Origin of the sequence: Hymenobacter sp. YC55 (assembly GCF_029433095.1) — a bacterium.
GTDB lineage: Bacteria > Bacteroidota > Bacteroidia > Cytophagales > Hymenobacteraceae > Hymenobacter.
This window is the reverse complement of sequence record NZ_JARNTX010000007.1, coordinates 155,921-172,332: the sequence shown is the minus strand read 5'-3', so window position 1 is coordinate 172,332 and position 16,412 is coordinate 155,921. Positions and strand designations below refer to the sequence as shown.

15 protein-coding genes are annotated in these 16,412 nt (G+C 54.2%); 8 read left to right on the top strand and 7 right to left on the bottom strand.

What is annotated here, in order from left to right:
- Positions 1-236: 236 nt before the first annotated feature.
- Positions 237-1,541: a hypothetical protein gene (locus tag P1X16_RS27710; RefSeq protein ID WP_277235864.1), complete on the bottom strand. Its 1,305-nt coding sequence runs from the start codon at positions 1,539-1,541 to the stop codon at positions 237-239.
- A 347-nt stretch (positions 1,542-1,888) separates the two neighbouring features.
- Here P1X16_RS27710 and P1X16_RS27705 point away from each other — a divergent pair, with 347 nt between their 5' ends.
- From P1X16_RS27705 to P1X16_RS27675, 7 genes are all read left to right on the top strand, one after another.
- Positions 1,889-3,130, top strand: coding sequence for a hypothetical protein (locus tag P1X16_RS27705; RefSeq protein ID WP_277235862.1), 1,242 nt, complete (start codon positions 1,889-1,891; stop codon positions 3,128-3,130).
- Between the two features lie 800 nt (positions 3,131-3,930).
- Positions 3,931-4,587 (top strand): hypothetical protein, encoded by a 657-nt coding sequence (locus P1X16_RS27700; RefSeq protein ID WP_277235860.1) that lies wholly within the window; start codon positions 3,931-3,933, stop codon positions 4,585-4,587.
- A 173-nt stretch (positions 4,588-4,760) separates the two neighbouring features.
- Positions 4,761-4,994, top strand: a complete 234-nt coding sequence (locus P1X16_RS27695) for a hypothetical protein (RefSeq protein ID WP_277235859.1) — start codon at positions 4,761-4,763, stop codon at positions 4,992-4,994.
- Positions 4,995-5,003: 9 nt separating this feature from the next.
- Positions 5,004-5,381 carry a hypothetical protein gene (locus tag P1X16_RS27690; protein ID WP_277235857.1) on the top strand — a complete coding sequence of 126 codons (378 nt, stop codon included), beginning with the start codon at positions 5,004-5,006 and terminating at the stop codon, positions 5,379-5,381.
- A gap of 329 nt (positions 5,382-5,710) precedes the next feature.
- Positions 5,711-6,976: an erythromycin esterase family protein gene (locus tag P1X16_RS27685; RefSeq protein ID WP_277235855.1), complete on the top strand. Its 1,266-nt coding sequence runs from the start codon at positions 5,711-5,713 to the stop codon at positions 6,974-6,976.
- Between the two features lie 574 nt (positions 6,977-7,550).
- A complete protein-coding gene (locus P1X16_RS27680) occupies positions 7,551-8,690 on the top strand; it encodes a TlpA disulfide reductase family protein (protein WP_277235853.1) in 1,140 nt (379 codons plus the stop codon).
- Between the two features lie 525 nt (positions 8,691-9,215).
- Positions 9,216-9,953: a M28 family peptidase gene (locus P1X16_RS27675; protein ID WP_277235851.1), complete on the top strand. Its 738-nt coding sequence runs from the start codon at positions 9,216-9,218 to the stop codon at positions 9,951-9,953.
- Between the two features lie 105 nt (positions 9,954-10,058).
- On the opposite strand, the gene P1X16_RS27670 is transcribed toward P1X16_RS27675, so the two are convergent.
- Positions 10,059-10,502, bottom strand: coding sequence for a hypothetical protein (locus P1X16_RS27670; RefSeq protein WP_277235849.1), 444 nt, complete (start codon positions 10,500-10,502; stop codon positions 10,059-10,061).
- A gap of 160 nt (positions 10,503-10,662) precedes the next feature.
- Here P1X16_RS27670 and P1X16_RS27665 point away from each other — a divergent pair, with 160 nt between their 5' ends.
- Positions 10,663-10,980 carry a hypothetical protein gene (locus tag P1X16_RS27665; protein ID WP_277235847.1) on the top strand — a complete coding sequence of 106 codons (318 nt, stop codon included), beginning with the start codon at positions 10,663-10,665 and terminating at the stop codon, positions 10,978-10,980.
- A gap of 140 nt (positions 10,981-11,120) precedes the next feature.
- Here P1X16_RS27665 and P1X16_RS27660 read toward each other — a convergent pair whose 3' ends face one another.
- From P1X16_RS27660 to P1X16_RS27640, 5 genes are all read right to left on the bottom strand, one after another.
- Positions 11,121-11,714 (bottom strand): DUF416 family protein, encoded by a 594-nt coding sequence (locus tag P1X16_RS27660; protein ID WP_277235845.1) that lies wholly within the window; start codon positions 11,712-11,714, stop codon positions 11,121-11,123.
- Between the two features lie 401 nt (positions 11,715-12,115).
- Entirely contained in the window at positions 12,116-12,700 is a 585-nt protein-coding gene (locus P1X16_RS27655) for a hypothetical protein (protein ID WP_277235843.1), read from the bottom strand.
- A 294-nt stretch (positions 12,701-12,994) separates the two neighbouring features.
- A complete protein-coding gene (locus tag P1X16_RS27650) occupies positions 12,995-14,410 on the bottom strand; it encodes a T9SS type A sorting domain-containing protein (protein ID WP_277235841.1) in 1,416 nt (471 codons plus the stop codon).
- 216 nt (positions 14,411-14,626) lie between these two features.
- Entirely contained in the window at positions 14,627-14,911 is a 285-nt protein-coding gene (locus P1X16_RS27645; protein ID WP_277235840.1) for a hypothetical protein, read from the bottom strand.
- A gap of 1,044 nt (positions 14,912-15,955) precedes the next feature.
- The gene (locus P1X16_RS27640) at positions 15,956-16,396 is read right to left on the bottom strand and encodes a hypothetical protein (RefSeq protein WP_277235838.1); all 441 of its coding nucleotides are present in this window, start codon (positions 16,394-16,396) and stop codon (positions 15,956-15,958) included.
- Between the last annotated feature and the right edge of the window lie 16 nt (positions 16,397-16,412).

Below are 16,412 nucleotides of genomic sequence, written 5' to 3'. Positions count from 1 at the left end.
TCTAATCACCGCTCTTGAATCAGCTTTACCACCAGGGTGCAAGGACGGCCTGGACAGGTGTTAAACGGTTGGATGTAAAATGACAAATTATGGGAGACTCCTCTTACATGCTCTTTGTCAGTCCGAAGGGGAGGCTTGTCACGGTGCTAGCTTGATTGGTTAGAAGAAGCAAGCAGGCCTTTGCTCACTATTGGCGGATTAACTAGGACCGTTACCGCTCGAGAAAAAGCGAGTTTCTACCTCGTTCTGAAGTGGATCGGATAGTCCTGCCGCAAGGCATAGCCCTGTTTCGATTTGAAGCCCCGCTTGGTCACGATAAACTCGTATTCGTGGTGGGGCTCTAGCGCAACCTGGACGGTGTAGGAACGGCCATCCGCTGAAAAGCCAACGGGTTGCTGGAGAGGAAAATAGTTTTTGCCCCGTGGGCCGGGGGCGAAGGACACCCCCGCCCTATTCATTTCCCGATCGAAGTGGATGACCAACTCTTTGAGCGAGGCATCCACGGCCGAGTTGCCAACGACCACGGGGTGCGTCGTGACCAGGACCGGCTGTTTGGCGGCAAACGCGGCTGCTAAGGCCGCTTTGTTCCAGGGCTGCGCGTAGTAGCCGGACCGTTGCACAAATCGCTCCACGGCGGTACTATCCGCATAGTTCAACTCAATGATGTCTTTGATCGCCTGCTTCTTCTGCGGGATCTTGTTATAGTAGGCTTTGCAAATAACATAGCCCATATAGTAGCCTAAATCGGCGGTAGTGGGGGATGAAGTGCCATTGTAGAGCCAGGCGCCGTAAGCCTGCGAAAACATGTCCTGTTCAAATAAGGTGCGCAATTCAGGCTCATGCGCGGCCCCGTACACCGCATAGCTGGCGCGTAACGGGCGACCCGTTACGAGCTCCGTGATAAAATCGCACGAGCCTTCCTTCAGGGCCTGCGTGAGCACGTTGCCTCGCTCATTGCCGCTGCGTTGCTGGGTATGCACATATTCATGAAGGTTTAACGCCACTACATTATCGAGCGACTGCTGCTGAAAGACGGTGGCCAGCCACGGATCCGTAAATTCGGAGACATCGGTCTGCGCATTCGCCGTCGCTATTTCGGTCCCGATGAGCACCATCTGGTCTTCAACTGTTCCCCCGGAGCGGAGTCCTCCAATGGTAAAATAAAGGCGGGCCTCCCGAAGCTCGGGGTAGAGTTTCCGAAAGGCGCGAATACTGCTCTCAATGGCTGGCGCCTGCTGTTTCACCGTCAGCGTGTTGGGCCGGATTGAAGTCCAGAACTTGGGGTAGCGATGGATGAGTTCCACCCAATGCGCCGCCGAGTAGTCGCGGGCTTTCATGAACGCGGCCAGCCCAGGACTTTGCCGCTCCACATAAAGCGAGGTCATGAACGCGACTTGCTGGGCGTGATTGGCGGTGGTTTTCACGCTATCATAGGCCGTCCAAAAGTGGTCGATATCGTCGGTGAAAACCCGTTGCTGTGCCAGGGTAGTAATCGGTAGTAAACTACTAAGAGAGAGCAGGGTGCCGAGCAATACGTTCATTCCAAGTAGGTTGAGACGAAAGAGGATGGCCGTTCCTAGGGAAAGCAGGCGTTGTGGCCAATTTAGGAAACTCGTTGTAAAGCAGGGCGAGCGGCCTTGGCAATCTTGTCAAAATACTAGGTCAAGCATCAAGGTCTCGCAGGCTCAGAAACGTAAAAACCGAACTATATCCGAGAAGAAACCTCATCCTATATTTCCTAATAGCTCGGGTATCGTTAAGTGTAGGACGTTCAATCCACGTTGCGAGCCAGTTTCTGTATGATGGTCGCTGATAAATTGCGACCATCTCTCTTCTTCCACTTTGCTGAAAACAGCGTTTGCCCCGAGAAGAGGCCTACGCCTTTGCCATGAAATATCTCTTGTTGCTGCTGATCGCCTGTTGTAGCTCGCTGCCAAGCGGGGCCTTTCCCCTTGTGCACATTCGCTTGCAGGTCGACCCCGTCACACACTCGTTCACTTGTCGCTACCGATTCACCTTACCGGTTTCCGACACCACTTCGGTCGTGAACCTGCACCTGAATCGGGCCTTCACCCTGCACCGCGTGCGCACGCCGCGGGCCGTGCAAGGGCACGTCACAACCGCGCGCTACCTGAGCGATACCGTGCACCACGTGCAGGTGCGCTATGCGTCCCACCCGCAGCGGCCGCGGGAGTTGGAGCTTACCTATTCCGGTACAATGGGCAAGGGCCAGTTTAATGACCAAGTGGCCATCTTCAGCGGCCATAGCAACTGGCTCCCGTTCCGCCCCTATCAGGAATACGAGCCGGTCATGTACGAATTGGATGTACTAGTGCCGGCCGCGTATCAAGTGCGCAGCACCGTGCCAGCCGAGCGGCCGCGATCTGGGCACTGGGTGTTTCACGGCACGACCCCGGCCATTGAACCCACAGCCCTGATTGCCCAGCAGTTTTATCAAATGATGTCGTCCCCGGCGGCCCCGGTTAGCGTCATAAAAACGGGGGTAGCCCTTGCCCAGCCGGACACGGCGATGCTGCACCAAGCCGATGCCATCGTGGCGTTTTACAACCGAACGATTGGGCGAGAGGACCCGCTTACGCAATTCACTATCTTCCTGCCGGGTACAAATTACGAAGGGTATGGGCTGCGGGCTAATGCGGCGGTGATTACCTACACCGACTTTAATGTTACCCAGCCGGCTGATTTGTTGATTTTAGCGCACGAAATCAGCCATAAATGGTGGGCCTACGGCTCGTTCCACGACGAGAACGGCTGGCTCAGCGAAGCTTTCGCCACGTATTCGAGCCTCTTATATATCCAGTCCCGGGGCGACGAAGCCGGATATAAAGCGGAGTTGGCCCGCTTAGCGGAAACGGCGGCCGGGGCGCCGCCCATCTGGGGCTTCAACCGCTATGCCTACCCCTTTCCCATGTACCGGCGCGTCATCTATAACAAAGGCACTGGCATCCTAGCCGCTTTGCACGGCCGGGTAGGAACCGAGTTATTCCTGACGATATTGGCCCATACGGCGGCGCAAAAAACCAGCACCACGCTCGGTTTCCTAGCGACGGTGGAGCAGGTAGCAGGTCCGGAAATCCAAACCTGGTTGCGGAGTGAATTACAGCGTTAAAAGAAGCAGGCTAACCTGTTAAAGTATATAAAGTATAATGCTAAGCACAGCAGATGGGTGGCTCGGGAGGCGTCACTTTTCCGAAAGGTGTCCGAGAACCTGTGTGGCTGTTGCAAAACGCCCTCCAGCGAATCTACTGGGTTGCCTCACGTACTGGTAAGAGGCAAAAAGGCTTGGGTAGCGTCTCTAGCTGGTCGCGGGTGGAGGCACGAACAACCTGTTTTCAGCCTACTGCTAGACTTTTGCAACAGCCACAGTTGTTATATACGTTATATCGGGATAATATAAATTTCAATATCCTGGCCTTGGTCCATTACTTTTGGCACTATTACGCCTATCGCCAGTTGTGCACCAGTGAACAGCAGTACCTCACCACGCAAATTGATCTGGTTCGGCATCCTCTTTCTTTCTCTGCTTGGGAGTGCCTGTGAAACCAGAACCCTACAGCACGCTGCCTTCGAGGACTTGCTGGTCGGCTCGTATACAGTGAAATTGTATACGAATAGAGAATGTGAAGTGGAAATGGGTCTGGGCTACCATGCGGGCCGCTACACGTTACGAGGAGATACCATTCGAATTACCTATCAGCAGGGTGGGCTTGTTGGCATGCCTACCCACTTCCTGCTCACCCCCAGCTATTTTATCACGTTGCCCACCGCTGAATATCCTCGCTCAACTAGGATTAGCCGGCAAGAGTAGAGTGCCAATTTTATGATGTTGTTTCCACGTTTCTGCAACAGTGTCTCTCTTCTTCGCGCATACGTTTGGCCATCCCACCTCTACTGTTTAACTAGCGTGTGATGGCCGGTAAGTCACCCCTGGCAAGCATCGTAATCGGTACCTGGCTGCTGAGTCTGGGCCTTATGGTGCTGACGCTAACCACGCCCTTAGAATTTACCCCCCTGCCCTTCGATAACCTACCGCGGTGGGGCGTTTGGGGGCTCGCTTTTCCGGCATGCCGGCTGCTCGGGGTGCGGCCCGGTTGGCGACGGCGGCTCTGGCGCACGGTGCCGTGGCTGCTGTGGGCCCCGTTGTTGCTGGTGCAGATCGGCTGGTCCCTGTCGCTACTGCTGGCTTCTTCCCAAGACTGGTCGCGCCTGCTCGACCCCACGAGGGGCGTGTTTGCGCGCCCACAGCGATGGCAGACGAAACGCGTGCTCTTTCGCCGCGGTTGGCAAGTGGTTGCCTTACAACGACACGATCCCCAGGACTTTCATCCGTATGCCGCTCGTACAGCCCAGCTGACGCCTGTACTTCCCGGCTTGCAATGGGCCACACGCTTAACGCGCCACCAGCGTCTTGATGCCTCGTGGCAGGTGAGTGACTTGCCGGATTTACAAGCGAATCCGCGGACGTATTTTAGTCGTGAAGTCGTTCGCTTAAGTGGCGATTCAACCGTGCTTCGTTTGCTACGGCTCCGATTGCCACAAGGACAGCGACTTCGTATCATTAATTGAACGGTGTTCCACGTAACGTTACGGCATCTCTAAGGAAACATGGAATATTAAGAGTTCTTGGACTCGGTGGAATAGTTTTAGGATCTTGACCACTGGTCAGGGCCTATACGCCGGGCACTTGACCACATGGCATCCACTCGTTCTCCAATTCTTGTGCAGCTAGCTGCCTTTCTATGATTCCAATCAATTCGTCTCTCGCTTCTGCTGCTTGCGTGTTAACGGCCTTAAGCCTCGGGCTCGGATCCTGTGCGGTTACTCCCCACCCCCTCACGCACAGTAATGAGCGGCAAGATGGCACGACCATGACGTACTACAATCGCCAGCTCAATACGCGCTTGCAACTTTACGGCGACTATGACGTGGAACTGCACCCCCGCAATCAGGCAGATCGGGTGACCAAAAAATAACTAAGGTCCTTGGGACTACGGCGAAAGCAGACCGCCCTCTTGTTTACGAGCCACACCTATGCGGCTCCAACCTACTGGTTGCGAACCCTACACGTCATTGGCCATCCAGATTGGCAAGCCAAAGGGTTTCAGAAAACAGAGAAGGGCGGGTTTGTCCGCGCATCAACCGTAGGCACCGAACTGCGACTCGAATATGCGGTGGCCATGAGTCAACAGCCAGGCTGGTTGTATTTACTGGCCTCGGCGCCCGCGCCAACGCCGCGCCAAGTACAGGAGGATCAGCTCGATCCTGCCCTGTCCACGCGCCGCCGGGCGATGGAAGAAGAATTCACTCAGTTTATTTTCCCCTCCATTGCGTCTGGGCAACCAAGTCCGGAATCCAAGTAAGGCCAATGGGAAGGATACTTAGGGCCTGTAACTGTTGTTAGATAGTACTCGATCAGCCATTATGATCCAAACGGACAGTTGTTAAACGATCCCCTTAACCAAGTGTCCAAACGGGCTCTAGGATACTTGCCGAGCACCCTTTGTAAACTACCAGCTGCCTGAGAAAACCTTCTTATCCATTGCTTCAGAAACGTTACTTGCCAATTTATAGGCTAGAGAGGATTGTTTGCGGCAGGTGATAGGGTCTAACTAGTCGTCTTTGCAACGCGTAACGGCTCGAGCGACTCTTCCTAGTGAGCTGTTTATACACCTGATTTACCTTCCGTGTTATGCGTCTTGCTTCCCTTGCCTTCCCTCCTGTGCTATGGCTGCTATTCCTGCTCCTAGCCGCTCGCGGACAGGCGCAAAGTCCGAGTGAGATAGCGTGGCTCAATCAGCATCTCTCTGCCATTGCGCACCTGGAACCCGGCCCGGACGTTGCCGACCTACTGCCCCTGGCCCCGCTCGTATCGCAAGCCCGGGTCGTGGGTTTGGGCGAGGCCACCCACGGCAGCCGCGAGTTTTTCCAGCTCAAGCATCGACTCGTCGACTACCTGGTCACCCAGCAAGGCTTTACCACCTTTGCCATCGAGGCCGACTATGGGTGGGCCGAAATCCTCAACGACTATATCCAGACCGGCCAGGGCGATTCGCTCACCGTGCACTCGGCTACGGGCTTTGAAGTCTGGAATACCACCGAGTTCTGGGAGCTGGTGGAATGGATGCGGCGCTATAACCAAGCCCATACCCGCAAACTGCGCTACGTCGGCATCGATATGCAGGACCCCTACCCGAATCTGTTTCGGTTAGAACAATTCGCTTTGCAACGTGCCGACACCGTACTGCGGCGGCAGGTGCGCGAGTTGCAAACGTGCTACTTCGCACTGCCTAAAAACCCCTACCAGGCAGCGGCCGCCACCACTCGGCGCATCGTCCGCTTGTCCGATCAACTCGTCGAGCACCTGCGCACGGGCGCGGTTCCGGCCACCCTGCAGCAGCACGGGCAGGTGTTACGGCAGCGGGCGCAGCTATTGCAACAAGGCCTGCGCAGCTCGGTCCGAGACCAGGCCATGGCCCGCAATGTCGGGTGGCTGCTCGCGCAGGAACCCACCGCCAAAATAGTAATATGGGCTCATAATGCCCATCTCCGACGGGATGCGCGCAGTAAGCGGATGGGCTCCTATCTAGCCCAGCAACTGGGGCCGGCGTACGTGGCCGCGGCCTTGAGCACAGGAAGAGGTACGGCCAACATCTTCGCGGCGGACGGGCGCTTCCTGCCCATCCCTTTGCAGGTGCCCGTAGCCAATTCCTGTGAGGCCTGGCTTGACCAGGCCACCGCGTCGACCTACTGGTTATCGCTGCGCCCTAGCCGCGACGCAGGACCCGCGGCGCAGTGGCTGCAGCAGAAGCACTTGTTTCGGCAGCTTGGCGGCGCGGCGCAAGCCCAAGGCCAGTTTAGCTGGTACCCACCCTTACCAGAGGCCTTCGATGCGCTGTTGTATGTGCGCCATACGTCGGCCTCGCAGTCCTACCGAGCCGCCCATCCCCCTAAGTAAACGAACTCGCGTGACTACGAGTCGCCGTTCCTTTAGCGAAACAAGCAATTGGTCTGAGAAAGTCGATACTAGTCTGGCTTTTGAGCTATCCGAAAACCACCACTACTCCGCGATCCTGCTTATAAGTTGTTTTTATGTTCACTAGCCCATCGGAAACCACACGCCGCGAAGAGTTGGCGGGAGCCTATTGGGTAGGATATAGGCTTGATCCACAGTACGCACATCGACGTCGATCACATTAGTTCCCAGCTGTGGCCCTTGTGCCGCGTGATAAGCCCTACAGGTGGAGACAAGGACAAGCGCATCGTCCCAGAAGTACGCGCTCACCCCGAAGTGTTGACGAACAGCCGACGCAGAAGTAGGATAGATAATCTCGATCCAGTAGCGGGTTAAGCGCAGGGCCGCCATGCGTTGCGGTTTCGAATCGCAGCTACAGTAGCTAAAAGCTGGATGCAGCAGGCCTACACGAAGTATGACACAAAGCCCAGGGTTTAGTCTACAAAATTCAACTTGCTATATTATAGCTTCTTATAAGGCCAAGTACGCGACAACCCCTATAGTAAATAGCTGTACCATGAAAAATATCTTGTTGCTGAGCCTTTGCTGCCTCGTCACTTTCGCCTCGTTTGCCCAAGTGCCACCGGCGAACCAGGTACGTGCTTCGAAAAAAGGAGACGCTAGGTCCGGGAAACCGGCAGCCTCCCGTACGATTAGAGGGGAAATAGTAGGCAAGACAGTAATCGAGGACTCCATTTTTTTTGTCGCCGGCCGGATTGATCCTAAATATTTTGAAGGCCCCCGGCCTGCGGCTAAGATTCAAAACAATACCTTCTTGCTGGCCACAACGGTCCCCTACCCGCAACTGCGGCGCATCCTGTTGCAAAGCGATAAGGGCCGGCGCATTTACCGCAAGGGAGCCTACTTCCTCGATGCCTCCACCCGCACGATGCGCCTCGATTATCAGGCCGAAGAGTGCCAGCAGGTGGAGGGGACGACCGCTGCCGAATATCGAAACTCGTTTATCCCGTTCTTCACCAAAGCCCGCGCGGACGCTGATTGTCACCAGCGTAGTTTCGATGAGCTAGCGTGGGATGAAGCCAGCCGGTATGATAGTACCTTGCAGGCGTACGTGCAAACTCATCCCGCTTCTTACGTGGCGCTCTGGAGCCTGATAGAGCGCTTCAGTGCGTTTGGGCATTCCGAGTTGCGCGAAAGTACGTTAGCCCTCTTTTCAGCGAGCGTCCAAGCGTCGCGTCCGTGGCAACTTGCGCAGCAGGATATGCGCCAGGCGCTGATCAAACAGGGGGCCGTTTTCCCGTCTTTTCGCGTGGCGGGCGTCAGTCAACCCGCGCAGCAGTTGCAGCTACCGAAAGCGAAGTACACGCTGGTTGATTTCTGGTTCTGCCGCTGCCGCCCGTGCATCGAGTCCTTTCCGGCCCTAAAGAAGCTCTACGCCACCTATCAGCCCCAAGGCTTTGAGGTCGTCAGCATCTCAACCGACAAAACCGCTGAGGTCCCGCTCTGGCAGAAGCGGATCAAGGAATATGAACTGCCGTGGGTGCAGTATTTAGACGAGAATGCCGTGGCAGCTACTCAATTAGCGGTGTATTCCTTTCCCACCACCTTCTTACTCGACCAGACGGGAAAGGTGGTACAAAGAAATATCACGCCGGAAGAATTGGAGAAGTTCTTAGCGGAAAAGCTCGGGAAATAAGCGCTTACTCCCCAACTATAAACCAGCGCTTACAAAAGACTTTTGCCTGCCGATCGCTTCCAGAACGCCCTTCGTTTATCTGGTTTTTTATCTGTTAACAGCCGTTAGCTCGTACTCTGAGCTCGGTAAAAATGGCAGTTTTTAACGTGCCTCGTCTCCATGGCCGATGGGGTACGTTGTAAGTAGTAGGGGCTTTAACAGCGTACGTGCGCTGGGACTGCCTGCAGTCCGTTTTTTAACCCGTACTAGATGAAAGCCTACCTCTCCCTGGCGGGATTCGTTCTACTCTTTTCACTGAGTGCCTGTCGAGATAAAGCCGCAGAAACCGAGGGCGGTGACGTGAGGGAAACGGCACTCCCCCGAGCGCCTGTTTTCAACGCCGACTCTGCTTATGCCTTTACGGCCAAACAAGTAGCGTTTGGACCGCGCGTCCCCAATTCGAAAGCGCACGTGGCGTGCGGGAATTAGTTATTAGATCAACTCAAAGCTTATGGGTTGAAGGTTACAGAGCAGCCTTTTGAGGCGATGACCTTCACTGGAGCTAGCATCCGCGCCCGCAACCTCATTGCCCAATATCAGCCGCAGGCAGTACGTCGCGTCGCCGTATTTGCCCACTGGGATACGCGGCCTTTTGCCGACAAAGACCAAGAACACCAAAATGCCCCCCTGGACGGGGCTGCCGATGGGGCTAGTGCGGTCGCGGTGGCGCTGGAGATGGCCCGGGTACTTAGTGAGCAACCCGATTCCTTAGCGCCCAACGTCGGCGTTGATTTCATTTTCTTCGATGCGGAGGACTGGGGCTACGACGAAACCACACAAGCGCACCTGCGGAATCACCTCACCGGCAGCAACACCAACTCCTGGTGCCTGGGGTCGCAGTACTGGGCGACGCACCTACTGCCTGCCAACTACAAACCCGACTATGGCGTCTTGCTTGATATGGTCGGGGCGAAAGGGGCCCGGTTCACGCGCGAGGGTATCTCCCGCACCTACGCCAAGGGCACGGTCGATAAACTTTGGAATACGGCCAACCGGCTCGGGTATTCGGATTTCTTCCGCTACGATACCACCACGGCTATCATTGATGACCATGTGTACACTAATAAAGCGGGTATTCCGACAGTTGACATCTACCATTACTACCTTCCCGGTAGTATTTTTCCACCCTATCACCACACTACAGCAGATAATATGAGCCTTATCGACCGCAAAACCTTGAAAGCGGTTGGCCAAACCATGCTTCAGTCCCTCTATGTAGATTGAATAAGGTGCGTTCGGTAGTTTTTCTACCACGATACCTCTTCTTTACGTGCTATAAACGCCCTTCACAGCACGTAAACTGGTCCGTAACGCTTAGAAAACGGTCGTTTAACAACTGTCCGGATTGGCAGGAGGTATTATTACACGTACACCTTTATCAAATAAGCAATACGGCTCATTGACCGTATCAATCGACACCAACGCGTACACGCCAAAATGCTTACTAAGCTCCTGTGCGACTATTTCGACGAGTAATAAGAAGTGGGGGTAGAAAAGCGAGTAAAAATTACAATCCATACTCACCATAGTAGTTAGGTCGAACACGTTGACATAGGCATCATATTTCCCTACCTCCAGCATCTTTCGTTCGGCCAGGAACGCGTGGGTGTAGTGTAGTTCCTGTGTTATGTCGAAAACGCCCACGGTGATACCAGCGAAAGAGATGTCTTCCGCAACGGCTGGAACTCCCATGAGCTTTTCGCGCAGAAAATTCGCTATTGTCTCCGGCGGATTACCCGGCAAGCATATAGTTGTTGCTCTGCTTAGTCCCATGATGTACGAGTAGGTCGAAAACGAGTAGGCAAGTAAAAAGCGTTCTTAGTCGCTCCGTAAAATAGGTCTGACACCTAGTGGCTTCACACGAAGTGCTCGGCACGAAGCTAGTTTAGGTGTTGTGAAGAGTAGTTCTTAGCAAGTAAAAATGACTAGGCCTGTGCCCCATCTTACCTTCAGCGAGCGATTCTGTGGTCTTGAATTTGATTGGTTTGCCCAGGATGCCGAAGGCAACATAGGGTTGTTTTCGACCGCTGGCCTGGGGCCCGTGCCCCGCAACGTGCCGCCGCATTTTCAAGACCATGACCGCGCCGCGCTCAGCATCGATTTGCCTCCTACAGGCTCCCTTGCCGTGTGGGAGGACTTTGCTCGGCAAGGACTGTATGTTTTTGATTGGCAACCCCACCAGGGACCTTATCGAAAGTTGAAACAGCCAGAAGGCGACATGCCAGCTGCCTTGCGACAAGACGTTCTCTAGATTGCTGATCTGCCTTTATTCAACGGGACCTTTCGGCAAGTAGAAGGCATTACCGTTCAGGAAGGCGGCGAACTAACAACAGCCTAAGGTTCATCGAAGGGCCAGTTTCGCTCGCTTGACCATTCACCTGAACGACTGGTCTAGAACACGGAAAAGTCTACCAACTGCTCCTGTCCATTGAGAAAGCGCAGTTGGTCTAGCATTGCTGCTGTTAACTCAGGCTCTGTGGTGAGAGCCTGAACTAAGGCATCCTGCCGCGCGAGTTCCCGTTGCATAAGGGGGGAGGCCTCGAGGAAGGTATTCAGTTCATCTGGGGGTAGGTCCACACCTGTTACCTCTTGCACGTACATATCCACTGTGTCTGTGGCCGCTGTTGCGCATTGTACCAGGTGTTCCAGCTCCTGGTCTTGTACCAGGGCTAACGCTTCGCTTAAGGCCACGCACGCGTCGAACGCATACGAAGCAGCCGGATTGGTGCTCTCGTCCAAATCCGGCCAGAACGCCTCAAGTTGCTGCTGCAAACGGGCGAATTCATCCACCTCAATCGGCTCGTTTAACCCGAAGGCGCAAAGGGCAGCAATGGCCGTGCGGAAAAGCGGCGTTCCTGGCAGCATTTCGAATCTATCAAACCAGCTGATTGCGGCCAGCATTCGCTCACACGTCAACGCGGCAAATGCTACTTGATGAGTGAGGGGTAACGATAAGAGTGGAGGTTGGATAGTATACCCTAACATATCTACGGAATAGAAAGACGGCTACTGCTGGTTGCAAACATTATTTAGGAAAATAGCGCCCTCGTAGATAGCAACCTCGAGGTTGCTAATGCGGGCTGTCACTTCCTGAGCAAATGCTTCGGCCTCCTTGAAAGAATTGAAATAGAGAAACGGCAACTGCTCTTCACTTCCAGAAAATAGCGTCTTCGTATCAATGTTCAGAACCTGACCTGTTGACCGTCGGCAAATAAGTAGCTTATACGGCTTCGGCATGTTTGATAAATACAAAATTTTAGGAAACTGGCGCAGTAAGTAAAACTACCACTATCCCGAGGGCAGTCCGAGAATAACTATTACGTTAAGAGATAAAAGCAAGAGGTAGGATGCAGCAAGAAGTAACTACTTATACTTTCATAATACCATTATTTTCGAAGCTCTACTCGATTAACTCCTCGACTCAAACCGCGCCAAATCATGGTGGGCTGCCCGTCTATTAGATCCAAGGAATAGTTGTCGCCCAGCAGCCCGAGATTCCTTAGAAATTGCTCTTCGGGTTCCATAATGCGCGAGCCTACTGGGAAGTTGGTTTCCAGCATGAACAAAGCCTGCGGACCTTGCTGTTGCACCACGCGGTCCGGATGTGCCCGCAACTCGAAGTAAACGGGATAGGATTTACTGCGGAACAGGAGGGTGCCTTCAAATTCGGGATAGCGCTTGTCTGGAGAAGATTTGCGGAGCGTCTGCGCAGGGCGAATCGTCAGGGTCGCCAAGTCTTGAAAGAGTGTATCGCGGATGATGGGAATCTGTGCTTGATAATAAGCACCTCGTTGAAAGGAAACGTGTACTTGCCGTAGGGTCCAAGTACCGACGAGCTGTGGCGCAAGCGCTTGCATGAGCTCTTGGCTGACTTGATCGTAATCCACTGCTGGCACCACCTCTGCAGTGCCCGTACATTGTGCGAACACTATTCCTAGTAAAAGGACGGGTAATCGGAAATAGGTTTTCATAGCAATAGCTCTTTCCTAAAGGAGCACTAAGTAGCCCAAGGTCGTAAATGTTGTCCGAGAAGTCTTTTTTATGTTAACCTATCTGCTTTGCTAAGGCAGAGAGCGAGCAGCTTGTAGCTCGGTATTACATTAGTTGCTATAAAGTGGCAAGGCTATTTGCAAGTCGCCTAGGCAGATGGTGCTGCTGGAGCGACGCAGTTTTTCGGGGCAGTTGGGCTAAAACTGTGACGGACAATCGGCCTGTTTTCACTGCATGAGCGGGGTTCCGGCAAGCCCGCTCAACAGGCAGCGAAACTACTCTTTCATGAGTTTACTGGTACGGCCACTACTGGTATCGCGCAGCAGGTAGAGACCAGCGGGCAGGGTCTGCACGTCCAACGGCTGGGCGGATACCTGGCCCAAGCGTACGATGTGGCCGAACTGGTCGAGCAACTGGTAGGGCGTACCCAGCGGGCCGCGCAGGGTAAACTGGGTGCGCGTGGGATTGGGGTAAGCGCAGAGAGTAGGGCGGGGAGTAGCTGACGTGGTAGCGAGCGGCAGAGCTCCAAGCTTGACCACCCAGTAGTCGGATCTTCCTTGATTGCCTTGGGTTTTATCACCGCTGTTGTCAGAATATGATTCGCCCCCGAGTATATAGCCGCCGTCACGGGTTTGCTGTAGCCCGGTGAGATTATCAAGGTCACTGCCACCGAAAGTCTTGTCCCACTGTTTAATGCCGTTGGCGTCAAGCTTGACTACCCAGTAATCACCATAGCCTTGACTAGCTTGGGTCTTATCACCACTACTGTCAGAATCTGACCACCCTCCGAGGATATAGCCCCCATCACTGGTTTGCTGCAAGGCATTGAGGCCGTCAAGCTTATTGCCGCCAAACGTCTTATCCCACTGCGTGGTGCCGTTGGCGTCAAGCTTGATTACCCAGTAGTCGTAGCCTCCTTGACTCCCTTGATTGCCTTGCGTTTTGTCGCCGCTGATGTCAGAGTTAGAAAAGCCTCCCAGAATATAGCCCCCGTCACTGGTTTGTTGCAACGCCTCGAGGCCGTCCATGTTACGGCCACCAAAGGTTTTATCCCACTGTTTGGTGCCACTAGCATCAAGCTTGACTACCCAGTAGTCAAACTCTCCTTGATTGCCTTGGGTTTTATCACCGCTGATGCCGGAATTTGATTGCCCCCCGAGCATGTAGCCGCCGTCACTGGTTTGTTGTAGCGCGAGGAGGTTATCGAGGTTATTGCCGCCAAACGTCTTATCCCACTGTTTAGCGCCATTAGCGTCAAGCTTGACCACCCAGTAATCGACCTCTCCTTGACTAGGTTGCGTTTTGTCGCCGCCGATGCTGGAACTAGATCTGCCCCCTAGGATATACCCCCCATCAGTGGTTTGCTGCAGCGCGGTGAAGTATTCTTGATCACTACCACCGAAAGTCTTGTCCCATTGCTTGATGCCGTTAGCGTCAAGCTTAACGATCCAGTAATCACCACTTCCTTGATTGCCTTGGGTTTTATCGCCGCTGATGCCGGAATTTGTCCCCCCTCCCAGAATGTAGCCCCCGTCACTGGTTTGCTGCAACGCCTCGAGGCCGTCAAGGTCACTGCCGCCAAAGGTCTTGTCCCACTGCGTGGTAGGGGCAGGGGCTTGGGCGATAGCCTGGGGTGAGGTGCTGAGCAGGCAAGCAACAGTTAGGAAAAGGGTAGATAAGAGTAGATGCATAAAAGGAGAGGAATGCAAAATAGATAAAGTGCAAGATATTTATAATAGTACAAAGATCTACTCCCACCGGAGGACTATCTAGCAGTACCGCCCAGCTTGAGTAAAGTAGGTGTTCGGATTACTTATCCAAAAACGCCCCCGAAAATCCGCGTTTTCGGGGGCGTTAGCGGGGGTACCAAAAGTGTTCGAAATAGGGAGCTAACTGGAACGGCAAACTTAGTAGTATTGGAACTCCTCTAGAAGCCACCAATCCAGCCTGGCAATGGCCAAGGTTAAGGCTCCGTACAGTAAAGCCAACCGTACCTGACCCGTTACGAGCGCGTGAACCCCGAGCAGGAGTTGCGCTACGCCCCAAAGCAGGGCTACGAAAAGGAATACTAGGAGCAGGCTGAAGCTACCTAATAGCAAGCCGCTACTGTACAACGCGCCCACGAGCACGAGCATGATGCCATTAAAGTGCAACGCTTCTTGGTAGGGACTGACTAAAGAAGAGAACTGCATCAGAAGAGCGAGTCATGCGGTTCGTTAAACCATAAGGTAGCAGTAGGGTCCAGCAAAAGCAATAAGGAAGCAAAGTGCCAGCCAGAAAACGGTCGCATTTCAGACCCTTTCCCGTTCAGCCACCCTTGAGCATTCGTTGAAAACGGGGCGCAGTTGGTAGAAACTCCGATTCGCACGGCCATTTTGGCGTTTGAAACCGATGGAGGCCGCCTATCTATCCGGATGGCTCCGCCTTTTCATCCGGATGCCCCTTTGATTTTATCCGGATGCGTCCCGAGGAAAAGCGGGTTGTGGTACGCAGCGAAAAACTAGGCCTTGGAGGGCTATTCTGCTCTTTACTTAGTAGGACAGGATACAGAATACGTGGTACTTATACATTAAGCAGAGACTTTATTATATTATTCCTAGTAAAACAGCTTACAGCGGAGCTAATATGGCAACTCAAAAAGGCGAATTCCACCCATTTGACCGGATTCTATCTGGATGACACCTCGCACAGAACAAAATATAATTTTTATACTAAACTTTGCTTTGGCAGCTGCACTCAAGGGCGTTAGTAGCGTCCAAAGCATCGCTGTATAGCTGTGATAAGGGACCCTTATCAGGCGTAGAAGAATGTCGACCACTAAAGCGGTGCGGAAACAGCGTGGCCTTTTACCCTCTTACAGGAGGCGGGGCTCGAACTACGGGCGCGTCAACCCGTCCTGATTATCCGCCCACCATCGCCCGCTACACCTACTGCTCCGTCTGGGCGGAGGCGCGCTGTTGGCTCCGGTCGTTATCCGGTCAATTCGCTGCAAACCGCGTTTTTGCTCGACCTCTTGTGGCTCCGGAGCTTTTGGGCGCGCTAACCGGAGCAAAAAAGGAGTATCCCCTCCGCCAACCGGAGCAAAAAGGGGGTATCCCCTGTTTCGCTCCGGAGAAAAAAGGGGGTATCCCCGGGGCTTTTCGGCCTAAAATCGCCTTTTTTCTTCTTGCTATAGTATGCAATATATTGAAAGTAAAGCGTTTAACTAAATTTAGCCGAGTGTATAGACCCTGCAATCACACCCGCGGTGCGTCGGCTAATGGATCGGGCGGCAGGGATGGGGCCGCTTCGCCGGGTAACACGACGTGGATCAGCGGCGTGGCCAGGGCGTCGCTGACGGCTTGTTCGGCTTGGGCCAGCTCGCCTTTGGCGAGGTAGTACTGAAGCAAGCGAAACTGCTCGCGAAAGTAGGTCTGTTGCTGGGCGAGCCGTTTGGCCTGCGCCGCGGCATGGGCATACTCGCTTAGCAACTCCTTGTGGGCCGCTTCCCGGGGCTGATAGTGCGCCTGAACGGCCGCGGCTTCGGCCGCCAGGGGTTGGCGGCCCCGGGTGAGGACCAGCTGGCGAGCATAGGTGTTGACGGCGACACCGGCGCGGGCGGCTTCGGCCTGGAGCAGGGTGTAGTCGGGCACCGGCAACTTGAGGTTGATCTGGGGCAGTTCTTCTTTGCGAGGCATACGCCAAAGATCACCC